The sequence below is a fragment of the Mesorhizobium sp. NZP2234 genome (assembly GCF_013170765.1).
Lineage (GTDB): Bacteria > Pseudomonadota > Alphaproteobacteria > Rhizobiales > Rhizobiaceae > Mesorhizobium > Mesorhizobium loti_D.
On the sequence record NZ_CP033364.1, the window covers coordinates 1,550,893 to 1,573,127 of the forward strand.

The 22,235-nt window shown below is 62.3% G+C and carries 25 protein-coding genes and 1 tRNA gene; 13 read left to right on the forward strand and 13 right to left on the reverse strand.

What is annotated here, in order from left to right:
* The first annotated feature begins 73 nt into the window (after nt 1-73).
* Entirely contained in the window at nt 74-235 is a 162-nt protein-coding gene (locus EB230_RS07595) for a hypothetical protein (protein ID WP_081295073.1), read from the forward strand.
* Between the two features lie 32 nt (nt 236-267).
* On the opposite strand, the gene EB230_RS07600 is transcribed toward EB230_RS07595, so the two are convergent.
* The 7 genes from EB230_RS07600 to tkt all read right to left on the reverse strand — a co-directional run bounded on the left by EB230_RS07600 (nt 268) and on the right by tkt (nt 9,972).
* Nucleotides 268-981, reverse strand: coding sequence for an SGNH/GDSL hydrolase family protein (locus tag EB230_RS07600; protein ID WP_056575711.1), 714 nt, complete (start codon nt 979-981; stop codon nt 268-270).
* Between the two features lie 61 nt (nt 982-1,042).
* Nucleotides 1,043-1,783: a thioredoxin family protein gene (locus EB230_RS07605; RefSeq protein WP_172371953.1), complete on the reverse strand. Its 741-nt coding sequence runs from the start codon at nt 1,781-1,783 to the stop codon at nt 1,043-1,045.
* 249 nt (nt 1,784-2,032) lie between these two features.
* Entirely contained in the window at nt 2,033-3,058 is a 1,026-nt protein-coding gene (locus EB230_RS07610) for a class I fructose-bisphosphate aldolase (RefSeq protein WP_056576505.1), read from the reverse strand.
* Nucleotides 3,059-3,339: 281 nt separating this feature from the next.
* The gene (locus EB230_RS07615; protein WP_172371955.1) at nt 3,340-4,536 is read right to left on the reverse strand and encodes a phosphoglycerate kinase; all 1,197 of its coding nucleotides are present in this window, start codon (nt 4,534-4,536) and stop codon (nt 3,340-3,342) included.
* A 157-nt stretch (nt 4,537-4,693) separates the two neighbouring features.
* Nucleotides 4,694-6,574: a potassium/proton antiporter gene (locus EB230_RS07620; protein WP_056575720.1), complete on the reverse strand. Its 1,881-nt coding sequence runs from the start codon at nt 6,572-6,574 to the stop codon at nt 4,694-4,696.
* 183 nt (nt 6,575-6,757) lie between these two features.
* Nucleotides 6,758-7,768 (reverse strand): type I glyceraldehyde-3-phosphate dehydrogenase, encoded by a 1,011-nt coding sequence (gene gap, locus EB230_RS07625; RefSeq protein WP_172371957.1) that lies wholly within the window; start codon nt 7,766-7,768, stop codon nt 6,758-6,760.
* A 212-nt stretch (nt 7,769-7,980) separates the two neighbouring features.
* Nucleotides 7,981-9,972, reverse strand: coding sequence for a transketolase (gene tkt / locus EB230_RS07630; RefSeq protein ID WP_172371959.1), 1,992 nt, complete (start codon nt 9,970-9,972; stop codon nt 7,981-7,983).
* Between the two features lie 261 nt (nt 9,973-10,233).
* On the opposite strand from tkt, the gene EB230_RS07635 reads away from it, so the two are divergent.
* The 4 genes from EB230_RS07635 to EB230_RS07650 all read left to right on the forward strand — a co-directional run bounded on the left by EB230_RS07635 (nt 10,234) and on the right by EB230_RS07650 (nt 12,779).
* Nucleotides 10,234-10,506, forward strand: coding sequence for a DUF4164 domain-containing protein (locus EB230_RS07635; protein WP_056576508.1), 273 nt, complete (start codon nt 10,234-10,236; stop codon nt 10,504-10,506).
* Between the two features lie 10 nt (nt 10,507-10,516).
* Nucleotides 10,517-10,882, forward strand: coding sequence for a cell division protein ZapA (locus tag EB230_RS07640; RefSeq protein ID WP_056575728.1), 366 nt, complete (start codon nt 10,517-10,519; stop codon nt 10,880-10,882).
* A gap of 218 nt (nt 10,883-11,100) precedes the next feature.
* The gene (locus EB230_RS07645) at nt 11,101-11,760 is read left to right on the forward strand and encodes a peroxiredoxin (RefSeq protein WP_172371961.1); all 660 of its coding nucleotides are present in this window, start codon (nt 11,101-11,103) and stop codon (nt 11,758-11,760) included.
* Nucleotides 11,761-11,906: 146 nt separating this feature from the next.
* On the forward strand, nt 11,907-12,779 hold the full coding sequence (locus tag EB230_RS07650) for an MBL fold metallo-hydrolase (RefSeq protein WP_082582654.1): 873 nt from the start codon (nt 11,907-11,909) through the stop codon (nt 12,777-12,779).
* A 286-nt stretch (nt 12,780-13,065) separates the two neighbouring features.
* On the opposite strand, the gene rpoH is transcribed toward EB230_RS07650, so the two are convergent.
* Together rpoH and EB230_RS07660 are read right to left on the reverse strand one after the other, a co-directional pair.
* Nucleotides 13,066-13,977, reverse strand: a complete 912-nt coding sequence (gene rpoH / locus EB230_RS07655) for an RNA polymerase sigma factor RpoH (protein WP_019861619.1) — start codon at nt 13,975-13,977, stop codon at nt 13,066-13,068.
* Between the two features lie 212 nt (nt 13,978-14,189).
* A complete protein-coding gene (locus EB230_RS07660; protein WP_172371963.1) occupies nt 14,190-15,245 on the reverse strand; it encodes an RluA family pseudouridine synthase in 1,056 nt (351 codons plus the stop codon).
* Nucleotides 15,246-15,272: 27 nt separating this feature from the next.
* On the opposite strand from EB230_RS07660, the gene EB230_RS07665 reads away from it, so the two are divergent.
* The 3 genes from EB230_RS07665 to EB230_RS07675 all read left to right on the forward strand — a co-directional run bounded on the left by EB230_RS07665 (nt 15,273) and on the right by EB230_RS07675 (nt 16,258).
* Entirely contained in the window at nt 15,273-15,656 is a 384-nt protein-coding gene (locus tag EB230_RS07665; RefSeq protein WP_056575742.1) for a hypothetical protein, read from the forward strand.
* Between the two features lie 29 nt (nt 15,657-15,685).
* A complete protein-coding gene (locus tag EB230_RS07670) occupies nt 15,686-16,093 on the forward strand; it encodes a VOC family protein (RefSeq protein ID WP_172375019.1) in 408 nt (135 codons plus the stop codon).
* A gap of 90 nt (nt 16,094-16,183) precedes the next feature.
* Nucleotides 16,184-16,258 (forward strand) — tRNA-Glu (locus tag EB230_RS07675).
* A gap of 333 nt (nt 16,259-16,591) precedes the next feature.
* Here the strand turns inward: EB230_RS07675 and EB230_RS07680 are convergent.
* Nucleotides 16,592-17,368: a class I SAM-dependent methyltransferase gene (locus EB230_RS07680; RefSeq protein WP_172371965.1), complete on the reverse strand. Its 777-nt coding sequence runs from the start codon at nt 17,366-17,368 to the stop codon at nt 16,592-16,594.
* 153 nt (nt 17,369-17,521) lie between these two features.
* Between EB230_RS07680 and EB230_RS07685 the strand changes: the two genes are divergently transcribed.
* Nucleotides 17,522-17,818, forward strand: a complete 297-nt coding sequence (locus EB230_RS07685) for a hypothetical protein (RefSeq protein WP_172371967.1) — start codon at nt 17,522-17,524, stop codon at nt 17,816-17,818.
* A gap of 207 nt (nt 17,819-18,025) precedes the next feature.
* Here EB230_RS07685 and EB230_RS07690 read toward each other — a convergent pair whose 3' ends face one another.
* Nucleotides 18,026-18,190, reverse strand: coding sequence for a hypothetical protein (locus tag EB230_RS07690; protein WP_171883277.1), 165 nt, complete (start codon nt 18,188-18,190; stop codon nt 18,026-18,028).
* Nucleotides 18,191-18,434: 244 nt separating this feature from the next.
* On the opposite strand from EB230_RS07690, the gene EB230_RS07695 reads away from it, so the two are divergent.
* Nucleotides 18,435-18,710: a hypothetical protein gene (locus EB230_RS07695; protein WP_056575745.1), complete on the forward strand. Its 276-nt coding sequence runs from the start codon at nt 18,435-18,437 to the stop codon at nt 18,708-18,710.
* Between the two features lie 51 nt (nt 18,711-18,761).
* Here the strand turns inward: EB230_RS07695 and EB230_RS07700 are convergent, their stop codons facing one another.
* The gene (locus tag EB230_RS07700; protein WP_172371969.1) at nt 18,762-18,950 is read right to left on the reverse strand and encodes a hypothetical protein; all 189 of its coding nucleotides are present in this window, start codon (nt 18,948-18,950) and stop codon (nt 18,762-18,764) included.
* A gap of 2 nt (nt 18,951-18,952) precedes the next feature.
* Nucleotides 18,953-19,291: a hypothetical protein gene (locus EB230_RS07705; RefSeq protein ID WP_172371971.1), complete on the reverse strand. Its 339-nt coding sequence runs from the start codon at nt 19,289-19,291 to the stop codon at nt 18,953-18,955.
* A 157-nt stretch (nt 19,292-19,448) separates the two neighbouring features.
* Between EB230_RS07705 and EB230_RS07710 the strand changes: the two genes are divergently transcribed.
* The 3 genes from EB230_RS07710 (at nt 19,449) to EB230_RS07720 (ending at nt 21,514) form a co-directional block, all read left to right on the forward strand.
* Nucleotides 19,449-19,823: a hypothetical protein gene (locus EB230_RS07710; protein WP_056575751.1), complete on the forward strand. Its 375-nt coding sequence runs from the start codon at nt 19,449-19,451 to the stop codon at nt 19,821-19,823.
* Nucleotides 19,824-20,016: 193 nt separating this feature from the next.
* Complete coding sequence (locus tag EB230_RS07715; protein ID WP_081295021.1) at nt 20,017-20,253, forward strand: hypothetical protein; 237 nt, start codon at nt 20,017-20,019, stop codon at nt 20,251-20,253.
* An 865-nt stretch (nt 20,254-21,118) separates the two neighbouring features.
* Nucleotides 21,119-21,514 (forward strand): hypothetical protein, encoded by a 396-nt coding sequence (locus EB230_RS07720; protein WP_196772387.1) that lies wholly within the window; start codon nt 21,119-21,121, stop codon nt 21,512-21,514.
* Nucleotides 21,515-22,235: the final 721 nt, after the last annotated feature.

Consider the following 22,235-nt stretch of genomic DNA (forward strand, 5'->3'; position numbering starts at 1 on the left):
TGGAACATCTGGCTTCGGCCGGTGATTTATAAGCAGGTTTTGACAGCCGGTCGCGTTGCTGGTCAAAGGCGGCATGACGAAACTTCTCGCCCTTGTCATCGTCGGCTTCATGGTCATCCAGCTGATCAAGCCAATCGGCTGGCCCGGGCTCAGGCGGCGCGCCGATTTCTGGAAGCTGGCGCTTCTCGCCATGGCAGCGATCTCGCTGGCGGCCGTGCTCGGGCATTTGACATAGGCCTTCCCAAGACAAGATCGGTTTCTTGGCTGTCAGCTGGTGAGGACCATGCCGACGAGATGTTCCGCCCAGGCCCGGTAACCCGCCTCCGAGGCATGGAAGCCGTCCGAGGCAAAACCGGCCTCGGGATTGGTGATCGGCAGGCGGGGCGCGGGCAATGCGCCGCGCTCCAGGCACAGCCGCTCGCCCATCCGGTTCATCGCGGTGGCGCGGATTTCGAGGATTTTCCCCAGCAGCGTCGGCATGGCCGGCGCCCGCGTGAACTCCAGAACCGGCGACCACACCACGCGCGCCTCCGGCCATTTGGCGCGCAGCGCGTAGAGCAGGCCGCCGAACTCCTTCTTGAAGCGCGGCACGGAATGAAAATTCTTGGTGTCGTTGGTGCCGATGGCGAGCACGATATGCGTCCACTGATCGGGGGACAGATTGGGCAGGACGTGGTCGCGGATCTGGCCTGACGTCGCTGAATTGAAGCCGGCGGCGCGCCAGCGCACGGCGTGGCCGGTACGTTGCGAGACCAGAACGGCGAGCTGCGCGGCAAGCCCGTCCTCGGAATTGCCTATGCCGACCGAGGCGGCGGAGGAATCGCCCAGCACCAGCAGCGAGACCACCGGTGCCTTGCCTGATATCTCGTGCATGACCGGTCCCTGTGCCGGCAGCATCCGCGAGGTGCGGCGGCGCACACCCAATCCCTGCCAGACATAGACGGGGAAGGCGAGCCAGGTGAGAAGGGCGGGAAAACGCATGGCGATACCGTGGAATGATTTGCGGCAGGCTTAGCGCATGTTTCGGCGGAGGTGAACGCCTTCAGTCGCAGCAGTTCGGCGGAGCCGCCTGCTTGTCCTGATATTCGTCGTGCAGGCGCACCCAGTCCATCAGGCCATGATAGGGGCCATTTTCATTGCGGCCTTTCGGCGTCATATCGAGATAGTCATAGGCGCCGATCTGCGCCTCGCCGCCGCGCGCACGCGACAGGAAGGTGAGGAAGATCTCGCCGCTCTCGTCCTTGTAGAAAACACTGGTGCCGGGAAGCTCCCTCGATGTCCGTGGACGGGTCTCGAAATTGTAGGTGGTGTCGCCGGCGGCTATCTGCTTGTCGGTGAAGGAAACCTGCATGTCGAAGTTGAAGTCCGAGGCATAGGACGACACCCAGTCGAATTTCCAGCCCATGCGCCGCTTGTAGGGCGCAAGCTCGGCCAGCGGCGCCCGCGAGATCATCACCAGGGTTACGTCGTGATGCCTCAAATGCTGATTGGCGCCGTCTATATGATCGGCAAGGAAGGAGCAGCCCTCGCAATGATGCGTGCAGCCCGGCCCGAACATGAAGTGGTAGACGATCAGCTGGCTGTTGGCGCCAAACAGGTCGGTCAGTTTCTTCGGCCCCTGTTCAGTCTCGAAGACATAGTCCTTCCTGATCCTCAGCCAGGGCAATCCACGCCGCTCGGCCGCGATGCGCTCGCGAAGCCGGGTCAGTTCCTTCTCGCGGGCCAGATGTGCCTTGTGCGCCTGGAACCAGTCTTCGCGTGAAACGATCTTGTTGCGATGCATGAATCTCTCCCTGTCTGCACCCCAAGGACGTTCGGGATGAGCGCAAACCGACATCGCTCGTTGGTCGAGCATGATCCCTGGACAAGCCGGCTCCCGTTTGTCCGAGAAGACCGGCTTCCGCCTTTTGGATCATGCTCCGGCGCCGAGAGGGAGATAAGGACGGACAGGCTCCATCCCAAGCCCGCGCCTGCCGCAAACAAAAACCCGGGCGCATTGGCCCGGGTTTGAAGGGAGACGGAAGCGCTGTGTTCAGGCGGCCTGTTCGAGGCTCGCCTTCCATTTTCCGAGCGCGGCCAGATAGTTCATGTGAGCGCGATGGGTGAAGGCAGCCTGACCGGCCGCGACATTCGATGCCTTGCCGCTCCAGGCCTTCTGCGGGGCGGCCTGCAGCGCGCGGCCGTAGGAGAAGGTCAGCTTCCACGGATGCGGGCCGATGGCGTTGATGGCGTTGAGGTTGGCGGTCGCTTCCTCGTCCTCCTGGCCGCCGGAAAGGAAGGCGATGCCCGGGACCGCCGCCGGCACCGTCTCGCGGAACAGTTTTATGGTCATCTCGGCGACCTTTTCGGGGCTGTCCACCGTGCCCGACTTCTTGCCCGACAGCACCATGTTGGGCTTCAGGATCGTGCCTTCGAGCACGACGCGCGCCGCGTAGAGCTCGCTGTAGAGCTTAAGCAAAGTCATCTTGCTGATCTCGTAGCACGTTTCGATCGAATGGGCGCCGTCCATCAGCACTTCCGGCTCGACGATCGGCACGATGCCGGCTTCCTGGCAAAGGGCGGCGTAGCGGGCCAGGGCATGGGTGTTGGAGCCGATAGAGGTCGCCGACGGCACGCCCTTGGCGATGTCGATGTCGATCACCGCGCGCCATTTGGCGAAGCGGGCACCGAGCTTGTAATAGTCGGCCAGCCGCTCGCGCAGGCCGTCGAGGCCTTCGGTGATGGTGTCGCCGGGAAAGCCGGCCAGAGGCTTGGCGCCGGCATCGACCTTGATGCCGGGGATGGCGCCTGACGCCTTGATGATGTCGACCAGCGGCGTGCCGTCGGCGGCCTTCTGGCGGATGGTCTCGTCATAGAGGATGACGCCGGAAATGTACTTGGTCATCGCGTCCTTGGCGCGGAACATCATCTCGCGATAGTCGCGGCGGCTGTCGGCGGTCGATTCGACGCCGATGACGTCGAAGCGCTTCTTGATCGTGCCGGAACTTTCATCGGCGGCCAGCAGGCCCTTGCCGTTGGCCACGATCGCGGCGGCAATGTCTTCGAGACGTTCGCTCATCATGCTTCTCCTGAACCGGTTGATCTGCGCCTAACAGAACACTACCGCCAAAGGAATGACGCCGGAAAGCTCGAATCGATTGAAAGTCTCGGGCGCTCTCATTTGCTCCCGGTGAGTTGATCAGGTCGCTTGTCTTGACCGCACTTCCGCCACGCTAGGCATTTCTGCCCTGGCTGAAATGCCTTTGCGCGGTTCATCGCTTCGCGGAAACGCCGAACCACTCAATCTCGCTGCCTTGACGCAACCGCGCAGGGAACCGTTGTACGCTTTCCCTGGATTTCTTACCGCTTCAATACGTCGACACCGGGCAGGGGCTTGCCTTCCATCCATTCCAGGAAAGCGCCGCCGGCGGTCGAGACATAGGTGAAGTCGTCGGCGACACCGGCGTGGTTGAGTGCCGCCACGGTATCGCCCCCACCGGCAACGGAGATCAGCTTGCCGGCCTTGGTGCGCGCCGCCGCGTGCTGGGCGGCAGCCACCGTGGCGTGGTCGAACGGCGCGATCTCGAAGGCGCCGAGCGGTCCGTTCCAGACCAGCGTCGCGGCACGGTCGATCCACTCGCCGATCGTCGTCACGGTCTTGGCGCCGACATCGAGGATCATGCCGTCGGCCGGGACGTCGGAGATGGCGACCGTCTCGCAGGCCGCGCCCGCCTTGAACTCCCTGGCGACGACGCCGTCGACGGGCAGGATGATGGCACAGCCGGCCTCCGCCGCCTCGATCATGATCTGCTTGGCGGTGGGGGCGAGGTCATGCTCGCACAGCGACTTGCCGACATCGGTGCCACGCGCGGCGAGGAAGGTGTTGGCCATGCCGCCGCCGATCACCAACGCGTCGACCTTCTTCACCAGGTTCATCAACAGGTCGATCTTGGTCGAGACCTTGGCGCCGCCGACGATGGCGACGACCGGGCGCACTGGTTTGCCCAGGCCTTTCTCCAGTGCTTCCAGTTCGGCCTGCATGGTGCGGCCGGCAAAGGCCGGCAACAGACGGGCCAGCCCCTCGGTCGAGGAGTGGGCGCGGTGGGCCGCCGAAAAGGCGTCGTTGACGAAGATGTCACCATTGGCGGCGAGCCTTTCGGTGAAGGCCGGGTCGTTCTTTTCCTCGGCCTTGTAGAAGCGGGTGTTTTCGAACAGCAGCACGTCGCCCTTGTTCATGGCCGCGACCGCACTGCCCGCCGTGTCGCCGACGCAATCCGAGGCAAAGCCGACGGGGCGGCCGAGCACCTCTGACGTCGCCCTGGCGATCGGCTCCAGCGAGAATTCGGGCGAGGGACCGTCCTTAGGCCGGCCGAAATGCGCGAGCAGGATGACCTTGGCGCCCTTGCCGGACAATTCGGCGATGGTCGGCGCGATGCGTTCGATGCGGGTGGCATCGGTGACCTTGCCGTCGGCGACGGGAACGTTGAGGTCGACGCGCACCAGCACGCGCTTGCCGCTGATGTTGCCGATATCGTCCAGTGTCTTGAAGGCAGCCATGCTGGTCCCTTTCCTCGGAAAATCGCCGGGACCATACCCCGCATCGGTGACGATGCAAGGCTTTGGCCGCGGCGCGGTGCGAAATTTTGAGGCGGACGGGGATACAGTCCGTGAAGATCGTCCCATGCCGATGGCACAGGGCAAACGATCGCTGTTGTCAGCTTCCGGTCGTTGCCTTTTCTACCGACGGCTCAGGGGCGTCCTCAGGCTCTGCCAGCGCCTGCGTCTCGATCGGTTTGCGCCAGTTGCGGATAAAGGCGCTCAGCCGGTCGCCCATCTCGCCGGCACTGAGGAACACCGGCACCCGCGCCACCGGTGCGGTCGGCTCGAAGGAAAGACCGAGGCCCGTGATCCTGCCCTTGTCGTCGACGTCCCTGACGATCAGCTCGATCGAGCCGATGAGCACGCGGTCGGCATATTCGGCATGGCCGCCGAGCCGCGCCGTGACCAGCGCGCCGACGGTCTGCTTCTGCTCCGCCTCGGTCAGGCCCGGCGCATAGGCGGCCTCCAGCTCGGCGGCGGAGCGCGCCGGGTCGACGGCGAAGGCACCGAAGAAATCGGCATCCTCGGGGTCGACCACGGCACGGCTGGCGAACAGCTTGTCGAGCAGGCGCGGATAGCGGTCCGGCACGAAGATGTAGACCTGGTCGCCGGCGGCGAGCCGGCCCATGTCCTGGAAGCGCATCGAGCGGCCGTCGCGCAGCACTAGCGAGGGCCGTGCCCAACGGGGAATACGCTCGCCGCGCGCCACCGGGCTGCCGGGTGCGACGCGGTAGGCGAGTAGCTCGTGATGGGCGGAGCCCGGCAGTTCAAGTTCAACCTTGTCCAGCGGCCCCAACCGCGCCGGCACGATGAGGCCTAGGCGGCGGGCCAGGGGACCGACGGTCCAGCCCTGAACGACCAGGGACACCAGCACGATGATGAAGGCGGTGTTGAAGATGATGCGGCCGTTCTCCAGCCCGCCGAGCAGCGGCGTGATGGCAAGCAGGATCGACACGGCGCCGCGCAGGCCGACCCAGGAGACGAAGGCGACTTCGGGTCGCGGCAGGCGGAACGGAATCAGGCAGAGCCAGACCGCGACCGGTCTTGCGACAAACATCAGGAACAGGCCGAGCAGCACCGCCGGCACCATGATCGCCGGAAACTGCGAGGGGGTCGCGAACAGGCCGAGGATCAGGAACATGATGATCTGCGCCAGCCAGGACATGCCGTCCTGGAAGCGCTTGAGGATGGTGACGGCGCGGATGTCGGAATTGCCGGCAATGAGGCCGGCGATATAGACCGCCAGAAAGCCCGAACCGCCGATGGCGCCGGCGGCGGCGAAGACCATCAGCGACAGTGTCAACACGAAGATCGGCAGCAGGCCATGGTCGAGGTTGAGCCGGTCGACGAGACGCACGATGGCAAGGCCACCCAACACGCCGACGATGGCGCCGAGGCCCATATTGACGAGAAAGCCGAGGATCAGGCTGGTGACCAGGACGTTGGCTTCAGGGTTGGCATGGGCCGCGATGACCTCGACCAGGGTGATGGTCAGGAAGATGGCGATCGGGTCGTTGCTGCCGGATTCCACCTCGAGCGTGGAGCGCACGCGTTCGCGCAGATTGATCTCGCCCGCGCGCAGCAGGAAGAACACCGCCGCGGCGTCGGTCGAAGCGACGGCGGCGCCGAGCAGGAAGGATTCCAGCCAGCTCAAATCGAGCAGGTAGTAGGCGGCGGCGCCGAACAGGCCGGTGGTGAGAAGCACGCCGAAGGTTGCCAGCGAGAGCGCCGGGCCCGCCGCCTGCCGCAAGGCGTTGAGCGGCGTGCCGAAGCCGGAATCGAACAAGATGACGGCGAGCGCCAGTGAGCCGGCAAAATAGGCGATACGGGCATTGTCGAATTGGATGCCGAGGCCGTCGGTTCCGGAGGCGAGCCCGATGCACAGAAAGAGCAGGAGGAGAGGGGCGCCGAAGCGGAAGGCGATCAGGCTCGAAAACGCGGCGGCGACAACCAGCGCCGTGCCGACCAGCGTGACGAGATAGATCGCATGCTCCATCCGTGATTTGCCCCTCGAATTCCTCTGTCTTCTCGCTTTACGGGAGAGTGGGGCGAAGGCATGGCCAGTGCAAGGCGGGAGGGTGGTTTTTTGGCCCGAAGCGGCCGATTTCGTCGCTGCTCCGGCAAATGAAAACGCCCGGACGAAGCCGGGCGTTTCAAATCTCTCAAGGATGGGTCGCGATCAGGCGATTGTCTTGCCGAAGGCGACAGCCGTATCGCCCATGCGGTTGGAGAAGCCCCATTCATTGTCGTACCAGGACAGCACCGAAACGAAGTTGCCGTCCATCACCTTGGTCTGGTCCAGCGCCATGATCGAGGAGCGCGGATCGTGGTTGAAGTCGATCGACACGTTCGGGTGATGAGTGACGCCGAGAATGCCCTTCAGCTTGCCATTGGAAGCGGCGATGACGGCCTCGTTGATTTCCTGGGCCGTGGTCGCGCGCTTGGCGATGAACTTGAAGTCGACGACAGAGACGTTCGGGGTCGGCACGCGGATCGAGATACCGTCGAGCTTGCCCTTGAGATCGGGCAGCACGAGGCCGATCGCCTTGGCGGCGCCGGTCGAGGTCGGGATCTGCGACAGGGCCGCGGCGCGGGCGCGGTAGAGATCCTTGTGCATGGTGTCCAGCGTCGGCTGGTCGCCCGTGTAGGAGTGGATCGTCGTCATCATGCCCTTTTCGATGCCGACCGTCTCGTGCAGCACGGCGGCCAGCGGCGCGAGGCAGTTGGTGGTGCAGGAGGCGTTCGAGATGACGATGTGGTCCTTGGTCAGCTTGTCGTGGTTGATGCCATAGACGACGGTGAGGTCGGCGCCTTCGGCAGGGGCCGAGACCAGCACGCGCTTGGCGCCGGCGGTCAGGTGCGCGGCGGCCTTGTCGCGGGCGGTGAAGATGCCGGTGCATTCGAGCGCGATGTCGACGCCGAGTTCCTTCCACGGCAACTGCGTCGGGTCCTTGATGGCGGTGACCTTGAATTTTTCCTTGCCGACCGTGATCTGGTCGCCGGACACCGACACTTCATGCGGGAAGCGGCCGTGCACGCTGTCGTAGCGCAGCAGGTGCGCGTTGGTCTCGACCGGGCCGAGGTCGTTGACGGCGACGACCTCGATGTCCTTGCGGCCGGATTCGTGGATGGCGCGCAGGATATTGCGGCCGATGCGGCCGAATCCGTTGATGGCAACTCTGACGGTCATTTTTCTCTCCCTGGGAGCTGGAGCGCAGACGATGGGTCCGCAGCTTCATAGCGGCGCAAGCGGAAAGAATCCAGCCGCAGCGACGCGGATTTAAATCGATTAGGTTAGGCCAGACCGGCGAAATCGCTTTGCGTGACTTCGCCGGGGCATTTTTGTTTCGTGCATGTTCTTTACTCCAAAACCGCAATGCGGTTTGGGCACATGCACAGGCCTTACTTGGCGTGCAGGCGGGCTTCCGCCGCCTTGGCCGCAGCCTCGGCGGTGATGCCGAAATGCGGGTAGAGTTGCTCGATCGTGCCCGAGGCGCCGAAGCCGGTCATGCCGACGAAGATGCCGTCCGAACCGATGAGATGATCCCAGCCCTGGCGGATGCCGGCCTCGATCGCCATCTTGATCGGCGCGTTGCCGATCGTCTTCTTGCGGTAGTCGTCGCTCTGCTTGTCGAACAGTTCGAAGCAAGGCACCGAGACGACCCGGGTCGGGTGGCCGTGCTTCTCAAGCAAGTCACGGGCGCCAAGAGCGATCTCGACCTCGGAGCCGGTGGCGAAGATGGTCACCGCCGCCTCGCCGCTGGCCGCGGCCAGTTCATAGGCGCCCTGGCTGCTCAGGTTCTTGGCCGAGTGCTCGGTGCGAACCGTCGGCAGGTTCTGGCGGGTCAGCGCCAGGGTCGACGGCGTCTTTTCGGATTCGAGCGCGATCTGCCAGCATTCGGCGGTTTCCACCGCGTCGGCCGGACGGAAGACATTGTGGTTGGGGATGGCGCGCAGGGCCGCCAGGTGTTCGACCGGCTGATGGGTCGGGCCGTCCTCGCCCAGACCAATGGAATCATGGGTCATGACGAAGATCGAGCGGATGCCCATCAGCGAGGAAAGCCGCATCGACGGGCGGGCATAATCGGAGAAGCACATGAACGTGCCGCCATAGGCGATGAGGCCGCCATGCAGCGTCAGGCCGTTGATCGCGGCCGCCATGCCGTGCTCGCGGATGCCGTAGTGGACATAGCGCTGGCCATAGTCGTCCGGCGTGATGTTCTTGGTCTGGCTTGTCTTGGTGTTGTTGGAGCCGGTCAGGTCGGCGGAGCCGCCGATGGTTTCCGGTACCGCGCCGTTGATGACTTCCAGTGCCATCTCGGACGATTTGCGGGTGGCGACCTTCGGCTTGTCGGCCGAGAGCTTCTTCTTGTACTCGGCAATGACGGCGTCGAAGTTGGACGGCAGCTTGCCGGCCAGCCGGCGCTCGAACTCGGCCTTGAGTTTCGGCTCGGCCTTGGCGAGGCGGCCTTCCCAGTCGGTACGCGCCTTGACGCCGGCCTTGCCGGCCGCGCGCCAGGCCTCGAGGATCTCGGCCGGAATTTCGAAAGGCGGCGACTCCCAGTTGAAGAACTTGCGCGCGCCGGCGATCTCCTCGGCGCCGAGCGGCGAGCCGTGCGCCTTGTTGGTGCCGGCCTTGGTCGGCGCGCCGAAGCCGATGGTCGTCTTGCAGGCGATCATCGTCGGCTTGTCGGAATGGCGGGCGGCCTCGATGGCGTAGGCGATCGCTTCCGGATCGGTGCCGTCGATATGGCTGGCATTCCAGCCGGAGGCCTGGAAGCGGGCGACCTGGTCGGTGTTGTCGGCGAGCGAAACAGGACCGTCGATCGAGATGTTGTTGTTGTCCCAGAAGACGATCAGCTTGTTGAGCTTCAGATGCCCGGCAAGCGCGATGGCTTCCTGGGAAACACCTTCCATCAGGCAGCCGTCGCCGGCCAGCACATAGGTGTAGTGGTCGACGAGGTCGTTGCCGAAGGCGGCGTTCATGATGCGCTCGCCAAGCGCGAAGCCGACCGAATTGGCCAGCCCCTGGCCGAGCGGGCCGGTCGTCGTCTCGATGCCGGTGGCATGGCCGTATTCTGGATGACCGGCGGTCTTGGAGCCCAACTGGCGGAAATGCTTGATCTGGTCGATCGTCATGTCTTCGTAGCCGGTCAGATGGAGCAGCGAATAGAGCAGCATCGAACCATGGCCGGCCGACAGGATGAAGCGGTCGCGGTCGGCCCAGTGCGGGGCCTTGGGATCGTATTTCAGGAAGCGGGTGAACAGCACAGTGGCGATGTCGGCGCAGCCCATGGGCAGGCCGGGATGGCCGGAATTCGCTTTCTCGACGGCGTCCATGGAGAGAAAACGGATCGCATTGGCCATCCGGTCATGTTGTTCACGCGACGTCATGGTTCCTCCAGGGTGGGGGTTTGGGGGCTTGGGAGAGCCCTTGAAAAGGGTGCGCGACACATAGCAGGCGCGGGCTTTTAGTCAACAAATCGGGTGCACATTTGCCGGTGTTGTGATGCCGGCGGCGGGTCTACATTAGCGTTAGCGGGGGACAGTCGCGAGAGCTTTGTTGACGTTGCCTTCACCCGGTGCCTAATGTTTCCGGGATAACGCGTTCTGAACGCGAACGATTCGGTGATGGGCAGGGCACAGGACGAAGCCATGACCGGGGAAAGCACGCTCAAGGAAGTCATCGCCAGGCTGGGCAAGGCCATCGAAGGGCTGGAGAACGCCGTCGCGGCCAAGCTGGAGCATGAGCGCGACTATTCGGAAGCCGAGGCCGAAGTGCAGCGGATGAATGCCGACCGCTCGCGGCTGGCGCAGGAACTCGACAACTCCGAAGCGCGCGCCGAACGGCTGGAAGACGCCAACAAGGAAGTCTCGCGACGGCTGGTGACCGCCATGGAAACCATCCGCGCCGTGTTGGACAGATAGGAGCTGGCCCATGGCACAGGTCACGGTTTCAATCGACGGCAAGCAGTATCGCATGGCCTGCGACGAGGGCCAGGAAGAGCATCTGATCGACCTTGCCGAGCGCTTCGACCGCTATGTCTCGCACCTGAAGGACTCGTTCGGCGAGATCGGTGACCAGCGGCTGACGGTTATGGCCGGCATCATGGTGATGGACGAACTGTCGGAACTACAGAAACGCGTCAAGGGCATGGAAAGCGAAGTGCTGACCTTGCGCAAGACGCGCGACGAGGCGTTGACCAAGGCCGACAAGAGCGACAGCGTGCTGACCAACGCGCTCGGCGCGCTGGCGCAGCGCATGGAAGATCTGACGGCGACGCTGGCGATCAACAAGGCCTGAGTTGCCGAAGCCTCGCCCGTGCAACCGGAAGGCTCTTGCGCCGGCACCGTCGGCAGCATGAAAATGCTCATTCCGCCGCCGACAAGAGTTTCATATTATCTTGCAGTCGCGATTTTTGCGCTAAGATGCGGCTGTGCCGAAGGGCGGGCGCCTGGTAGCGGCATGGTTGCCGCCCGCCGCGCCGACCGGGGACCAGATCACTTACAGGGGAATGTGCCATGAGCCTTCGTATCAACGACATCGCGCCGGACTTCACCGCCGAGACCACGCAAGGGGAGATCAAGTTCCATGACTGGATCGGGGACGGCTGGGCGATCCTGTTCAGCCATCCGAAGAACTTCACACCGGTCTGCACGACCGAGCTCGGCACGATGGCGGGGCTGGAAGGCGAGTTCAAGAAGCGCAACGTCAAGATCGTCGGCATCTCCGTCGATCCGGTTGCGAGCCACGACAAGTGGCAGGCCGACATCAAGACGGCGACCGGCCATTCGGTGCACTATCCGCTGATCGGCGACAAGGACCTCAAGGTCGCCAAGCTTTACGACATGCTTCCCGCCGGTGCCGGCGAAACCTCGGAGGGCCGTACGCCCGCCGACAACGCCACGGTTCGCTCGGTCTATGTCATCGGACCGGACAAGAAGATCAAGCTGGTGCTGACCTATCCGATGACCACGGGCCGCAACTTCGACGAGATCCTGCGCGCGGTCGATTCCATGCAGCTCACCGCCAAGCATCAGGTGGCGACGCCGGCCAACTGGAAGCAGGGCGAGGACGTCATCATCACCGCCGCCGTCTCCAACGAGGATGCGATCAAGCGCTTCGGCGCCTACGAGACCATCCTGCCCTATCTCAGGAAGACCAAGCAGCCATCCGCCTGAAGCAGGCGCAACGGAACAGTTTTTGCCTTTTCCGCCTTCGCGGGCCACGTCATGCTTGACTGGCCCGCGCGGGTGGACAACCATGCTCCCGTTGGGTGCCGGTGGAGAAAATTGTTCCCGCCGGCGATGGGTCCAGGGAGCCGGAAGTGGACGTAACTTTGGCCAGGCCAATGGTCAGCGGCTTCTATGACAAGCCGACCGGGGCCATCCAGTATGTCGTCACCGACCCTGCCACGAAGCGGTGTGCCGTCATCGATCCGGTCCTCGACTTCGACGAGAAATCCGGCGCGACGGGTACGAAGAGCGCGGATGCCTTGCTCGATTTCATCAGGGAAAGCGGGCTGGCGCTCGAATGGATCCTCGACACGCATCCGCATGCCGACCATTTCTCGGCGGCGCACTACCTGAAACAGAAGACCGGAGCGCCGATGGCGATCGGCGACAGGATCGTCGACGTTCAGAACCTGTGGAAGGCGATCTACAACTGGCCGGATTTTCCCGCCGATGGCTCGCAGTGGGACAGGTTGTTCGCAGAGGGCGAAACCTTCCGGATCGGGACCATGCCGGTCAAGGTGCTGTTCTCGCCGGGGCACACGCTGGCCTCGATCACCTATGTGATCGGCGATGCCGCGTTCATTCACGATACGCTGTTCATGCCCGACAGCGGCACGGCGCGGGCTGATTTTCCCGGCGGCAGTGCCGCGCGGCTGTGGCACTCCATCCAGGACATACTGGCGTTGCCCGAAGAGACGCGCGTCTTTGTCGGGCATGATTATCAGGCCGGTGGCCGCGAGCCGTTGTGGGAAAGCACGGTGGCCGCGCAGAAGGCGACCAACGTCCATCTCGTTGCAGCGCGCAACGAGGCCGAGTTCGTCGCCCTGCGCGAGGCGCGCGACCGGACATTGCCGATGCCGCGGCTGATCCTGCATGCGCTGCAGGTCAACATGAATGGCGGACGGCTGCCGGAACCGGAAGCCAATGGCAGGCGGTACCTGAAGTTTCCGCTGGATGGGCTTTGAAGGCGCGGCGCCGCACGGTTAGTTCCTTCTCCCCGTCACTATACGGGGAGAAGGTGGCGGCAGCCGGATGAGGGGCGGCGCCAACGTTTATTATGATCGCGCCGCTGCTCATGTGGTGGCAAACCCGCAATCTCGGCGCTGCCCCTCATTGTCCTGCTGGACATTTCTCCCCGTATAGTGACGGGGAGAAAGGGCTGTGGGGCCCGTTTCGCCAAATCGCTGGCATCACAAAAAAGGCGGCGCCAGTTTCCTGGCGCCGCCTTTTGTTCATTGCCGAACCTGGTCTTTAAGCCGCCGGCTGGGCCTCGATGGTGCGCAGGGCCTGGGTCTGGCGCTTGGCGGCGGCCTTGACCGCATCCTGCACCTTCTCGAAGGCGCGCACCTCGATCTGGCGCACGCGCTCGCGGCTGATGTCGAACTCGGCCGACAGCTCTTCCAGCGTCAGCGGCTCCTCGGCGAGGCGACGGGCCTCGAAGATGCGCCGCTCGCGCTCGTTGAGCACGGCAAGAGCGCCCGACAGCATGCCGCGCCGGTTTTCCAGCTCGTCCTGCTCGATCAGCATCTCTTCCTGGCTTTCGTGGTCGTCGACCAGCCAGTCCTGCCATTCGCCGGATTCGCCTTCCGTCGCCCGGATCGGGGCGTTGAGCGAGGCGTCGCCCGACAGGCGGCGGTTCATCGACACCACTTCGGCTTCGGAAACGTTGAGCCGCGTGGCGATCTCGGCGATCTGGTCGGGCTTGAGGTCGCCGTCGTCCAGCGCCTGGATCTTGCCCTTCACCTTGCGCAGGTTGAAGAACAGACGCTTCTGGTTGGCGGTCGTGCCCATCTTGACCAGGCTCCACGAGCGCAGGATGTATTCCTGGATCGAGGCCTTGATCCACCACATGGCGTAAGTCGCGAGGCGGAAGCCGCGCTCGGGTTCGAATTTCTTGACGGCCTGCATCAGGCCGACATTGCCTTCCGAGATCACTTCGCCGATCGGCAGGCCGTAGCCGCGATAGCCCATGGCGATCTTGGCGACGAGCCTCAAATGGCTGGTGACGAGCTTGTGCGCGGCGGAAGTGTCTTCATGCTCGGCATAACGCTTGGCGAGCATGTACTCTTCCTGCGGCTGAAGCATGGGAAAGCGGCGGATTTCTTCCAGATAGCGGCTGAGGCCGCCTTCGCCGGAAACGATACTGGGTAGTGACTGGGCCATGATAGCGCCCCCTCTCTATTGGAGTGATGCCCCCGAAACGCGGCGGGCATGTGACGCGAACACCAAAAGGCTCGTTCGCGACATACGATCTTATACAGGAACAAAACCAGAAAAGACAGAGATTTGTTCAACACGAAACAGTGTGTCACGTTGAAGTGAACAATACCAGTCAGGTTTTTTGATGGCTGGTTTCGAGCTCGTTGATGGCAGGTTCAGAGATTACGAAAGCCGCCAACGAGTTCCTCCATGTCCCTCGGTATCGGCGCCTCGAACCTCATCGGTAGATGGGTATCCGGATGGCGAAATGCAAGGAGCCAGGCGTGCAAAGCTTGCCGGGAAAATGCCTTCACCTGACTTTTCAGGGGCTCCGGCAGCCGATTGGCCTTGGTGCGGAAGGCCTGGCCATAGTCAGGGTCGCCGATCACCGGGTGGCCGATATGGGCCATATGGACGCGGATCTGGTGGGTGCGGCCCGTTTCCAGCCGGCATTCGACCAGGCTGGCGGTCGCAAACGCCTGTTGGTTCTCGCCGAAACGCTCCTGAACGGCGAAATGCGTGACGGCATGGCGGGCGTCGTCGCGGTCTTCCGGCACCACGGCGCGGCGCACCCGGTCGGCGGCGCGGCCGAGCGGTGCATCGACTGTTCCGGTCGGCCTCTGCGGTATGCCCCAGACCAGGGCCAGGTAGGCGCGTTCGAGATCGCCGGTGCGGCCATGGTCGGCGAAGGCCTCTGACAGGGCCTTGTGGGCGCGGTCGGTCTTGGCCACCACCATGACGCCGCTGGTCTCCTTGTCGAGACGATGGACGATGCCTGGCCGGCGCACCCCGCCAATGCCGGAAAGGCTGTCGCCGCAATGATGGATCAGCGCGTTGACCAGCGTGCCGGTCCAGTTGCCGGCGCCGGGATGCACGACCAATCCCGCCGGCTTGTTGATGACGATCAACGCGTCGTCTTCATAGAGTACGTCGAGGGCGATGTCCTCGCCCTTTGGCGCGGCCGGCTCCGGCTCCGGCATCGCGACCGATACACGTTCGCCTGGTGTCATCTTGCGCTTGGTTTCGTCGACCGGCCTGCCGTCGACCCTGACCGCGCCTTGCCGGATCAGCATCTGCACGCGGCTGCGCGACATATCAGGGCCAAGGCTGGCCGCCAGCCATTGGTCGAGCCGCTGGCCGGCCGCATCTTCGCCCGCTATCAGCACGGTGGGGGCTGCCTCTATCAATTGGTCCCCTATCAATTCGGGGGCCTCTTCGTTATGAGCGCTCATCGAAAAACCGTTTCGGAATGTTTTGCCATGGCCCGGCCCGCTGCCGAAGAAGATCAGGAAAAGCCTCTCGATCCCGAGGTCGAGAAGATGCGTGGCAAGCTCGTCCGCTTCATGGCCATCAATCTCGGCCTGCTGTTGCTGGCCCTTATGGTGGTGATTGCGGCGATTGTCTACAAAGCCCGCAAAGCATCTCCCGAGAACCCGCCATCGGCCGGCGATATCCAGGTGCCCGCCGGCGAGCCGTTGAGCGGCGACATCGTGCTGCCGGTCGGCGCCAAGGTGGTCAGCCAGTCGCTGTCCGGCAATCGCATCTCCATCGATGCCGAACTTGCCGACGGCGGCCGCACGATCTTCGTCTATGACATTGGCGAGCGCCGCCTGATCGGCCGTTTTGCTGTCCGCAACAAATGACAGGCCGCAACCACGAGCAGGCCCAGGGCATGAAGGGTTTTGCCGAACATCGCCGTGTCGCGACCGTGGCACTGGTCGTCGCCGATTATGACGAGGCGATCGCCTGGTATGTCGGGCGGCTGGGCTTCCTCTTGCTAGAGGATGTCGATCTTGGCGGCGGCAAGCGCTGGGTGACGGTGGCGCCGGCCAACGGGCAAGGCGCCAGGCTGCTGCTGGCCGAGGCGTCCGGCGAGGCGCAAAGGCAAAGCATCGGCAACCAGACCGGCGGCCGCGTTTTCCTGTTCCTCGAAACCGACGACTTTGCCCGTGACCATGCGACGATGCTGGAGAAGGGAATCGAATTCCGCGAGGCGCCTCGTTTCGAACCCTATGGCACGGTCGCTGTTTTCGCCGATCTCCACGGCAATCTCTGGGACTTGATCGAGCCGAAACGGTAGGTCTGCCGCCGGTTTTCCCTCGATGCGGTAAAGCCGCCGAACCCCAGTTGCTTTTTCCCGGCCGTCAGCCTATATCGCCGGTTCTTGAGCGCGCCCATCGTCTAGCGGTCAGGACACCGCCCTCTCACGGCGGGAACAGGGGTTCGATTCCCCTTGGGCGTACCAACGATTTCCATTGCCGTTGCAGTAGAAGTCATAAACGAACTGCCTCGTTGGCTCGCCACATCAGGGCATAGTTCTGTCCGCAAAATTGATACCGCGCCACGCCGTACACTGTAGGTGGGCGGTAATATCGGCCGCAGTAGCCGTTGACTGCGAAGCGCACTTTTCTCCCATCGCTGGCCGCTCTACGGGCGCCAACAGCTGAAAGTGTGCACATGTGCTTTCGCCCCGCCGAGAAAAGCCGTGGCCGTCACCGAACAGGTTTCCCCAAATGTTCAACTCCCCGAGTTGCCGGGGAGTGGGCCATCCGCCGGGTCCGCTTCTATGGGGGCTCGACTAGCGTTTTCTCGCCACCACCAAGAAATTTTGGGCAAAGCGCTCCGGGATACCGGCTCTCCTGCTTATCGTCTCAATGGGCCCGACCAACATTTCGCAAAGCCTTGGTAGCAGCCATCCGGGCCGCGGCAAGTACCCGTAACCAATGACCTGTTCGACGGCGAAGCCATTGGAAACGAGCATCTGGCGATATGCCTGGACGCTCAGCGTATTGCGCACGACGCGTCCCTGACATCGGTTTAGAAAGCGATAGACCAGCCCCATTGGCGAGGATGCGTTCATGTGGATGTTGGAAACCAGCAACCCGCCCTCGTTCAAATGCTCATGAATAGCCAAAAGTGCGTCTTTCCTAAGAGTGTCTTCAGCGTTCAAGAAGAATCGAAAAGCCGTAACCACGTCGAATCTTCTGGGGAGCGGGGAGACCGTCAGATCGGCTTTCACCAGCGTCACTGTCTCCGGAACCCGCGCGCAAGCAAGCATGGATTGGGAGACATCGACCCCAACCACCACGCCAAACAGTGGGCCTACAACATTTGTAACGCGGCCTGTGCCGCACGCGAAGTCAAGACAGCTGCGGTCCGGCCCGGCAAGTGACTTGAGAATGCTTTCGACGAGAGGTCGTTCGATACGCGACCACAACGCAGCATAGTAGCCGGAACAGAACGTTCTCAAGTAACTGTCGCCGTAGTCAGCGTTCTGATGGCTTGATCGGTAATCGCTATAAGCGCCCCGCTCGGATGGCCGCTCGCCCAACACGTAAACATCGGGACCATCCATCGCGACAATCTCCTTTCTCGGCCCGCGAATAAAGGTCACTCTTCACAATCGATCTTCATGCTTTCACACGACGCAGACCTTACAAATGCGTAAGGAATGAAGGGGTCGTCAGGGGGGCGCTCCTCAAGGATGTGAGGCCGGCAGCCACAGAGAATGGATCAAGCCGGCAACTTGAACGTCACAGAAGCCTTGGGTTGGTGTGCGGCAGCCTGGTACCACGAGCGCGCCGGCTACGCGCAGATAGGCGGCGAGCTATATCCCGCGGAAAGTGGAATTGCCGCACAGTTCATGGCTGCCGATGATGTCCTAAGACTCTTGGATTACACAAGTCATTTTGAACTCACCAATCAGCCGCTCCAGGACAATCGGTCTGCCAGACGCAAGCTGCGCTATAAGCCGAAAGGGCGACGCGCTTTCTGCGCAGCTCCTCAATCTGACCGTTTTCATTGATCAAGCCGCTTTGCGCGAGCACGTCGAGCGCCGGCTATTTTCAAAGGAACATCCAGACGTCAGCGACGTTTGCGCGGATGGCTCTCGTTACCGGGTTCGCATCTGCGGTGGTGGTTCTGTTTGTCGTCCTGCTGCTCACGCACGCAGCCCGAGACCTGCAAAGCTCGCCAATCTATCACAGGATGTGTCGCCGACTGCGCCGAGCCTTTAGCGCTTCTTCGGCTTCGGAGTGATTTTCTCCACCCGAACCTGGTCGCCAACCTCCTTGGCCATATCGAACGCCTTCTGCTTGTCCTTGGTGGTCAGCACGGTCCGCCAGTGCGGCTTCTCGAATACGCTGACGATGTAGGTCGTGACCGGATTGCCGGCCATCTCTGCCCCTGGCGGTTGAAAGCCCGCGCCTCGTGGGAGAACGCGGGCCGATCAGGGCTTTTCAGCCGATCTTCAGCAGGGGAGCCCGCCCTGCCGCAGATGGAAACTGTTAGCGATCTCTAATGTTCAGTCAAGCTTGCGCATCACCGGGCTCTCACTAAAACGTGACCACCCGCTTATATGAGCATCATCTAAATGAATGCGCTGTCGCCAATTCGGCGTCAGGAGAGAGAGGAGACAATCCATGAACTTCAAAACTGTCTGCTTAGGCGCCTTGGCTGCTACCGTGATTGCCGGCTCGGCGTTGGCCGGTATCCTCGACGAGCCAAAGATGATGGCCCCCTTCTTCACTGATAAGACCATGAAGACCATGAAGGCGGATGCCGACATGAAGAAGGTCTGGGCAAAGATGTCGAAGAAGCATCAGACTGCCATGATGAAGGAATGCCAGGACGCGGCGATGAGCAAACCGCATGCTGAGTTCTGCGCCAAGTTGAACGCGCTGGCCGGCAAGGCCTGAGCATCTAGGGCACTGATGGGTGTGGCGAGCCGCGAGGATCGCCATTCCCATCTATTCGGGCATGCCAGGGTCGTAATGCATCTCGTAGATTTTCTTCGTGGGGTTCTCCGTTATTCCCTCAAGTGCCGTCAGTTTTGCCGGCGGTGTCAACCCGGTGGCAGCCATTACCAACTCTGCCAACAGCCAGAAGCCGCTTGGGATGAAAACCAGCACTACTATCGAACTGCGTTCGGATTTCACTTTCATTTGGCCGTGAAGAACGTCAGCAGAACTTTACCTTTGTCGCCCAGCAAACAGACAAAACGGTCTGGTGTGCCGGTTTTCCCGTTTCGAGCGATATAGGCTTCGCCCAGCACAACCATCTTGACGGGAACGTCCTCAACGTTGGTGTCGGCCTTGCTCATCGCGACACTCTCCATGTCGATCACGAGGTCGCTGATGTCTTTGGACTTTTCCTGAAGCGCCAACAGTCCGGTGGATTTGCACGCTGTGATTGACGGGTCGTCGGTCGTTTGAGCAAGGCAGCCTCCCGTCAGCGCTCCCAGGATAACCGACGACGCAATCATTTTTCTAATCAACATATCGGGTTCTCCAACGAACAAGCCGCAGGCACCGGCCTAGAGGCAAAGACGCGCCGAGGAGAAAGCCCTGATCTCGATATTCGTTCCTCCGCGCTGCATAAATGCTGTCTTATGTAGCGCGCACCGACTTTGCGCACGAGGCCGGCAGCCACAGAGAATGGATCAAGCCGGCAACTTGAACGTCACAGAAGCCTTGGGTGGGTGTGCGGCAACCTTGTACCACGAGCGCGCCGGCTATGCGCAGATAGGCGGCGAGCTATATCCCGCGGCTCAATGCAAAGCAAAGGGCTGGTACGACGGCCAGGCCAATTGCCATGGCTACGACAACGACAACACCAAGTCTCTCGGTTCGTCTGACGAGGTCCGCCATCTTATCATCTTCCGACGAAAGGAGGTCCAAGGCCGAGGAGGTATCAGGAGCGGGGGAATTGTTGTCATTCGCGGCCTGACTTCCGCCGTGATGGACAATCGTTCTCTCGACAAAACTCACCGGTTGCCCCGCTTCCAAAAATCTCACGACAGTCACCACTAGGCCACATCCACAACAGGGATTTGCGCGCTCCACCGAGGGGCAACGCAGGTGCGATCCTAACGTGCTTGCCAGGCTCCGGTTGCGGCGCAGGACTTCAGTCGGGTGACTTCCTGGACCTTAGCCTCACAGCGGAACGCATGTGTGCGGGGGCCGTTACTCAGCCGTTGTAAATGGAAAATTGGAGAGGAAAGTCATGGCGGACGGCCCAACTGTTGTAAACTCTGGAGGCGGCGGCACCGCCGTCGCCATTGTTCTCGGAATCATCGCAATTGTTGTCTTGTTGTTCTTCACAGGCGTTATCAATATCCACGGCGGCAATGGGCAGGACATCAACGTAAAGGTTGAAGCGCCCAAGGTTGAGGCTCCGGCGAAGCCAGCAGCACCTGCACCGGCGGCACCAGCTCCGGCACCGCCTGCCAACGGCGGTTAACGCACGGGCTTGTTGTTGAAACCGATTACGCTCGGCGAAATTCTTCGGGAGCTCGGTCCCCTCGATCGAGCTGACAATTAAGAGCCCGTCACTGCCTCCGTGGTGGTGGGCTTTTCGTTCCAGATGCACCGTTGGTGCGTGCGACCGCGCTGGCTGACAATCCCGGCGATCCGAACTGCGAGTGCATCGAGCCCGCCGCTGTAAATACTCGTCAAGACCTGTTCCGCAGCTTCAGCTCTTTGCGCAGTGCAACCGATCAGGTCTCCGCCGCCCAATGTTGCTGGCTTGTTGCGGACGCAGTCCCACACGCCCCATGATCCGTCAGCCTCGATATGGCAATAAAATCTATGCTGGTGATTTTCCATATAGCCCAACCGTTTAACCTGGGTTTTGGGTCCGCGCTATCCATGACAGTGGTTAATGGACCAGCGGCTGTGGCTTCCAAGAAGCCGGAACTGACCAGGCCTGAGAAACTGTAGAGCGTTGTGGCTCAGGTGGCGTGTCCGCCGCCGATCGACACTGAGCCCACATAATCGCCGTGGGCTGGAATCGAGGCCCGCTGGCTCCGGCTGACGCGCCTTTCTCGTTTTGTCGCCATCTTCCGAACTCGAGATCGTTGCTTCTTCTGCAGGCCGACGGCTTATGACGTGACGCCTCGTGCCAGAATACCTGGCCAAGTCGCGCTGATCCACTTTCTGTCCGCAGTAGGGGCACGGGTAGATACGACTGTTTATGGCATCGAGCCACTCACCTTGCGCGACGAAGGCACAAGGATGATGATGACGGCCGCAGGGCTTCCTCGTTCGTATCGATTGAACGGGAGCCCGCGCCGACCTCCAGGGCCCGCCAACTATATGTTGCCTCCATGATCGACCCTTCCAAGCGCCAGGACGGCCATCCCGACGAGACCATCGAACCGGCTTTTCAGGCCATCGAGGCACGCAGGGTTCCCTTGCCCGGCGGCTACCGACAAGGTGTGATCTCCGCGATCACCGTATTGCTCGGATTTTCGCTCCTCTTCCTGCGGTACTGGAATTTCGAAGCCGATGGCGGATGGACGATTGCCTCGATCCTGGCGACGGTCCTTCTCGCGCTGGCCATCGTTCTGCAACTCGTCGCATTGTGGCGTTCGCTGCTGCCACGCGACGACGACGAGCCGGTCTATCGGGTCACGCTGCGCTGGTTCCTTGCCTCGATCATCGCTCTTCTTGCGGGCGTGCTGCTGGCCGGGCTGACCGCCTCGCACGTCTTCAATCTTTGATCGAGGCGGTTCCGGCTGCGCGCCATCCGCTCCTGCGCCCCGAGCTCGTCCCTGGCCGCCTGCATGGGAAAGGCCCGCCGACCGGGAGTCAGGCGGGCCTTGGAGTAGTCGCAAAGGGACTGGCTTCGGACTGCTCGGTGATCCGTAGGATCACCTTCAATATGGTCCTCGGGATGAGTTGGCGCATCGGCCGAATAGATGAAAGAAGCAGCCCTATCCAAATTTCGTGGCGATCCTGCGCTGAGAATAGAGGCGAAGAATAGAAAGGGGCGGACGGCACCCGGACACGCATCCGCGCGGACCTCGTTTGGCCAGTGGATTGGCAAATTTCGGAGGGTCCGAAGGCTCAAAGCCTCCAATCCACCCAATTTAAGTCAGGCTGCGGCGCTTGAAGGCGCAGCAATCTCTGTTACTTGCGGTGCCGGGGGTAGCATCCGCGGCAGTGCGGATTTTGGGTCGGGTAGAGTTGGAATGGCGTCACTGAAGATGATTTGCCCGCATTGCCACGGCGGCGGCAAGGTTTTCGATTGCTCCCGATGGAGCGTATCGAAAGGGCATTGCTGCCCGCAAGGGACGCATCAGACCAGTTGCCCAGGAAAGACCCTTATCTGCACCGAGTGTGGCGGTGTGGGGATGCTTGCGGAAGCCGAGCTCAGGGCCGTCGCCTAGTCGTTGCTTCGGCCGCCACGATGCGGACGGCTTTCGCGTCGCGATCGTGCCG

Bases quoted from the DNA above. Each gene is read 5' to 3' on its own strand.
- EB230_RS07595 (WP_081295073.1), top strand. From the start codon at position 74: ATGACGAAACTTCTCGCCCTTGTCATCGTCGGCTTCATGGTCATCCAG.
- EB230_RS07600 (WP_056575711.1), bottom strand. From the start codon at position 981: ATGCGTTTTCCCGCCCTTCTCACCTGGCTCGCCTTCCCCGTCTATGTC.
- EB230_RS07605 (WP_172371953.1), bottom strand. From the start codon at position 1,783: ATGCATCGCAACAAGATCGTTTCACGCGAAGACTGGTTCCAGGCGCAC.
- EB230_RS07610 (WP_056576505.1), bottom strand. From the start codon at position 3,058: ATGAGCGAACGTCTCGAAGACATTGCCGCCGCGATCGTGGCCAACGGC.
- EB230_RS07615 (WP_172371955.1), bottom strand. From the start codon at position 4,536: ATGGCTGCCTTCAAGACACTGGACGATATCGGCAACATCAGCGGCAAG.
- EB230_RS07620 (WP_056575720.1), bottom strand. From the start codon at position 6,574: ATGGAGCATGCGATCTATCTCGTCACGCTGGTCGGCACGGCGCTGGTT.
- gap (WP_172371957.1), bottom strand. From the start codon at position 7,768: ATGACCGTCAGAGTTGCCATCAACGGATTCGGCCGCATCGGCCGCAAT.
- tkt (WP_172371959.1), bottom strand. From the start codon at position 9,972: ATGACGTCGCGTGAACAACATGACCGGATGGCCAATGCGATCCGTTTT.
- EB230_RS07635 (WP_056576508.1), top strand. From the start codon at position 10,234: ATGACCGGGGAAAGCACGCTCAAGGAAGTCATCGCCAGGCTGGGCAAG.
- EB230_RS07640 (WP_056575728.1), top strand. From the start codon at position 10,517: ATGGCACAGGTCACGGTTTCAATCGACGGCAAGCAGTATCGCATGGCC.
- EB230_RS07645 (WP_172371961.1), top strand. From the start codon at position 11,101: ATGAGCCTTCGTATCAACGACATCGCGCCGGACTTCACCGCCGAGACC.
- rpoH (WP_019861619.1), bottom strand. From the start codon at position 13,977: ATGGCCCAGTCACTACCCAGTATCGTTTCCGGCGAAGGCGGCCTCAGC.
- EB230_RS07660 (WP_172371963.1), bottom strand. From the start codon at position 15,245: ATGAGCGCTCATAACGAAGAGGCCCCCGAATTGATAGGGGACCAATTG.
- EB230_RS07665 (WP_056575742.1), top strand. From the start codon at position 15,273: ATGGCCCGGCCCGCTGCCGAAGAAGATCAGGAAAAGCCTCTCGATCCC.
- EB230_RS07670 (WP_172375019.1), top strand. From the start codon at position 15,686: ATGAAGGGTTTTGCCGAACATCGCCGTGTCGCGACCGTGGCACTGGTC.
- EB230_RS07680 (WP_172371965.1), bottom strand. From the start codon at position 17,368: ATGGATGGTCCCGATGTTTACGTGTTGGGCGAGCGGCCATCCGAGCGG.
- EB230_RS07685 (WP_172371967.1), top strand. From the start codon at position 17,522: ATGGATCAAGCCGGCAACTTGAACGTCACAGAAGCCTTGGGTTGGTGT.
- EB230_RS07690 (WP_171883277.1), bottom strand. From the start codon at position 18,190: ATGGCCGGCAATCCGGTCACGACCTACATCGTCAGCGTATTCGAGAAG.
- EB230_RS07695 (WP_056575745.1), top strand. From the start codon at position 18,435: ATGAACTTCAAAACTGTCTGCTTAGGCGCCTTGGCTGCTACCGTGATT.
- EB230_RS07705 (WP_172371971.1), bottom strand. From the start codon at position 19,291: ATGTTGATTAGAAAAATGATTGCGTCGTCGGTTATCCTGGGAGCGCTG.
- EB230_RS07710 (WP_056575751.1), top strand. From the start codon at position 19,449: ATGGATCAAGCCGGCAACTTGAACGTCACAGAAGCCTTGGGTGGGTGT.
- EB230_RS07715 (WP_081295021.1), top strand. From the start codon at position 20,017: ATGGCGGACGGCCCAACTGTTGTAAACTCTGGAGGCGGCGGCACCGCC.
- EB230_RS07720 (WP_196772387.1), top strand. From the start codon at position 21,119: ATGATCGACCCTTCCAAGCGCCAGGACGGCCATCCCGACGAGACCATC.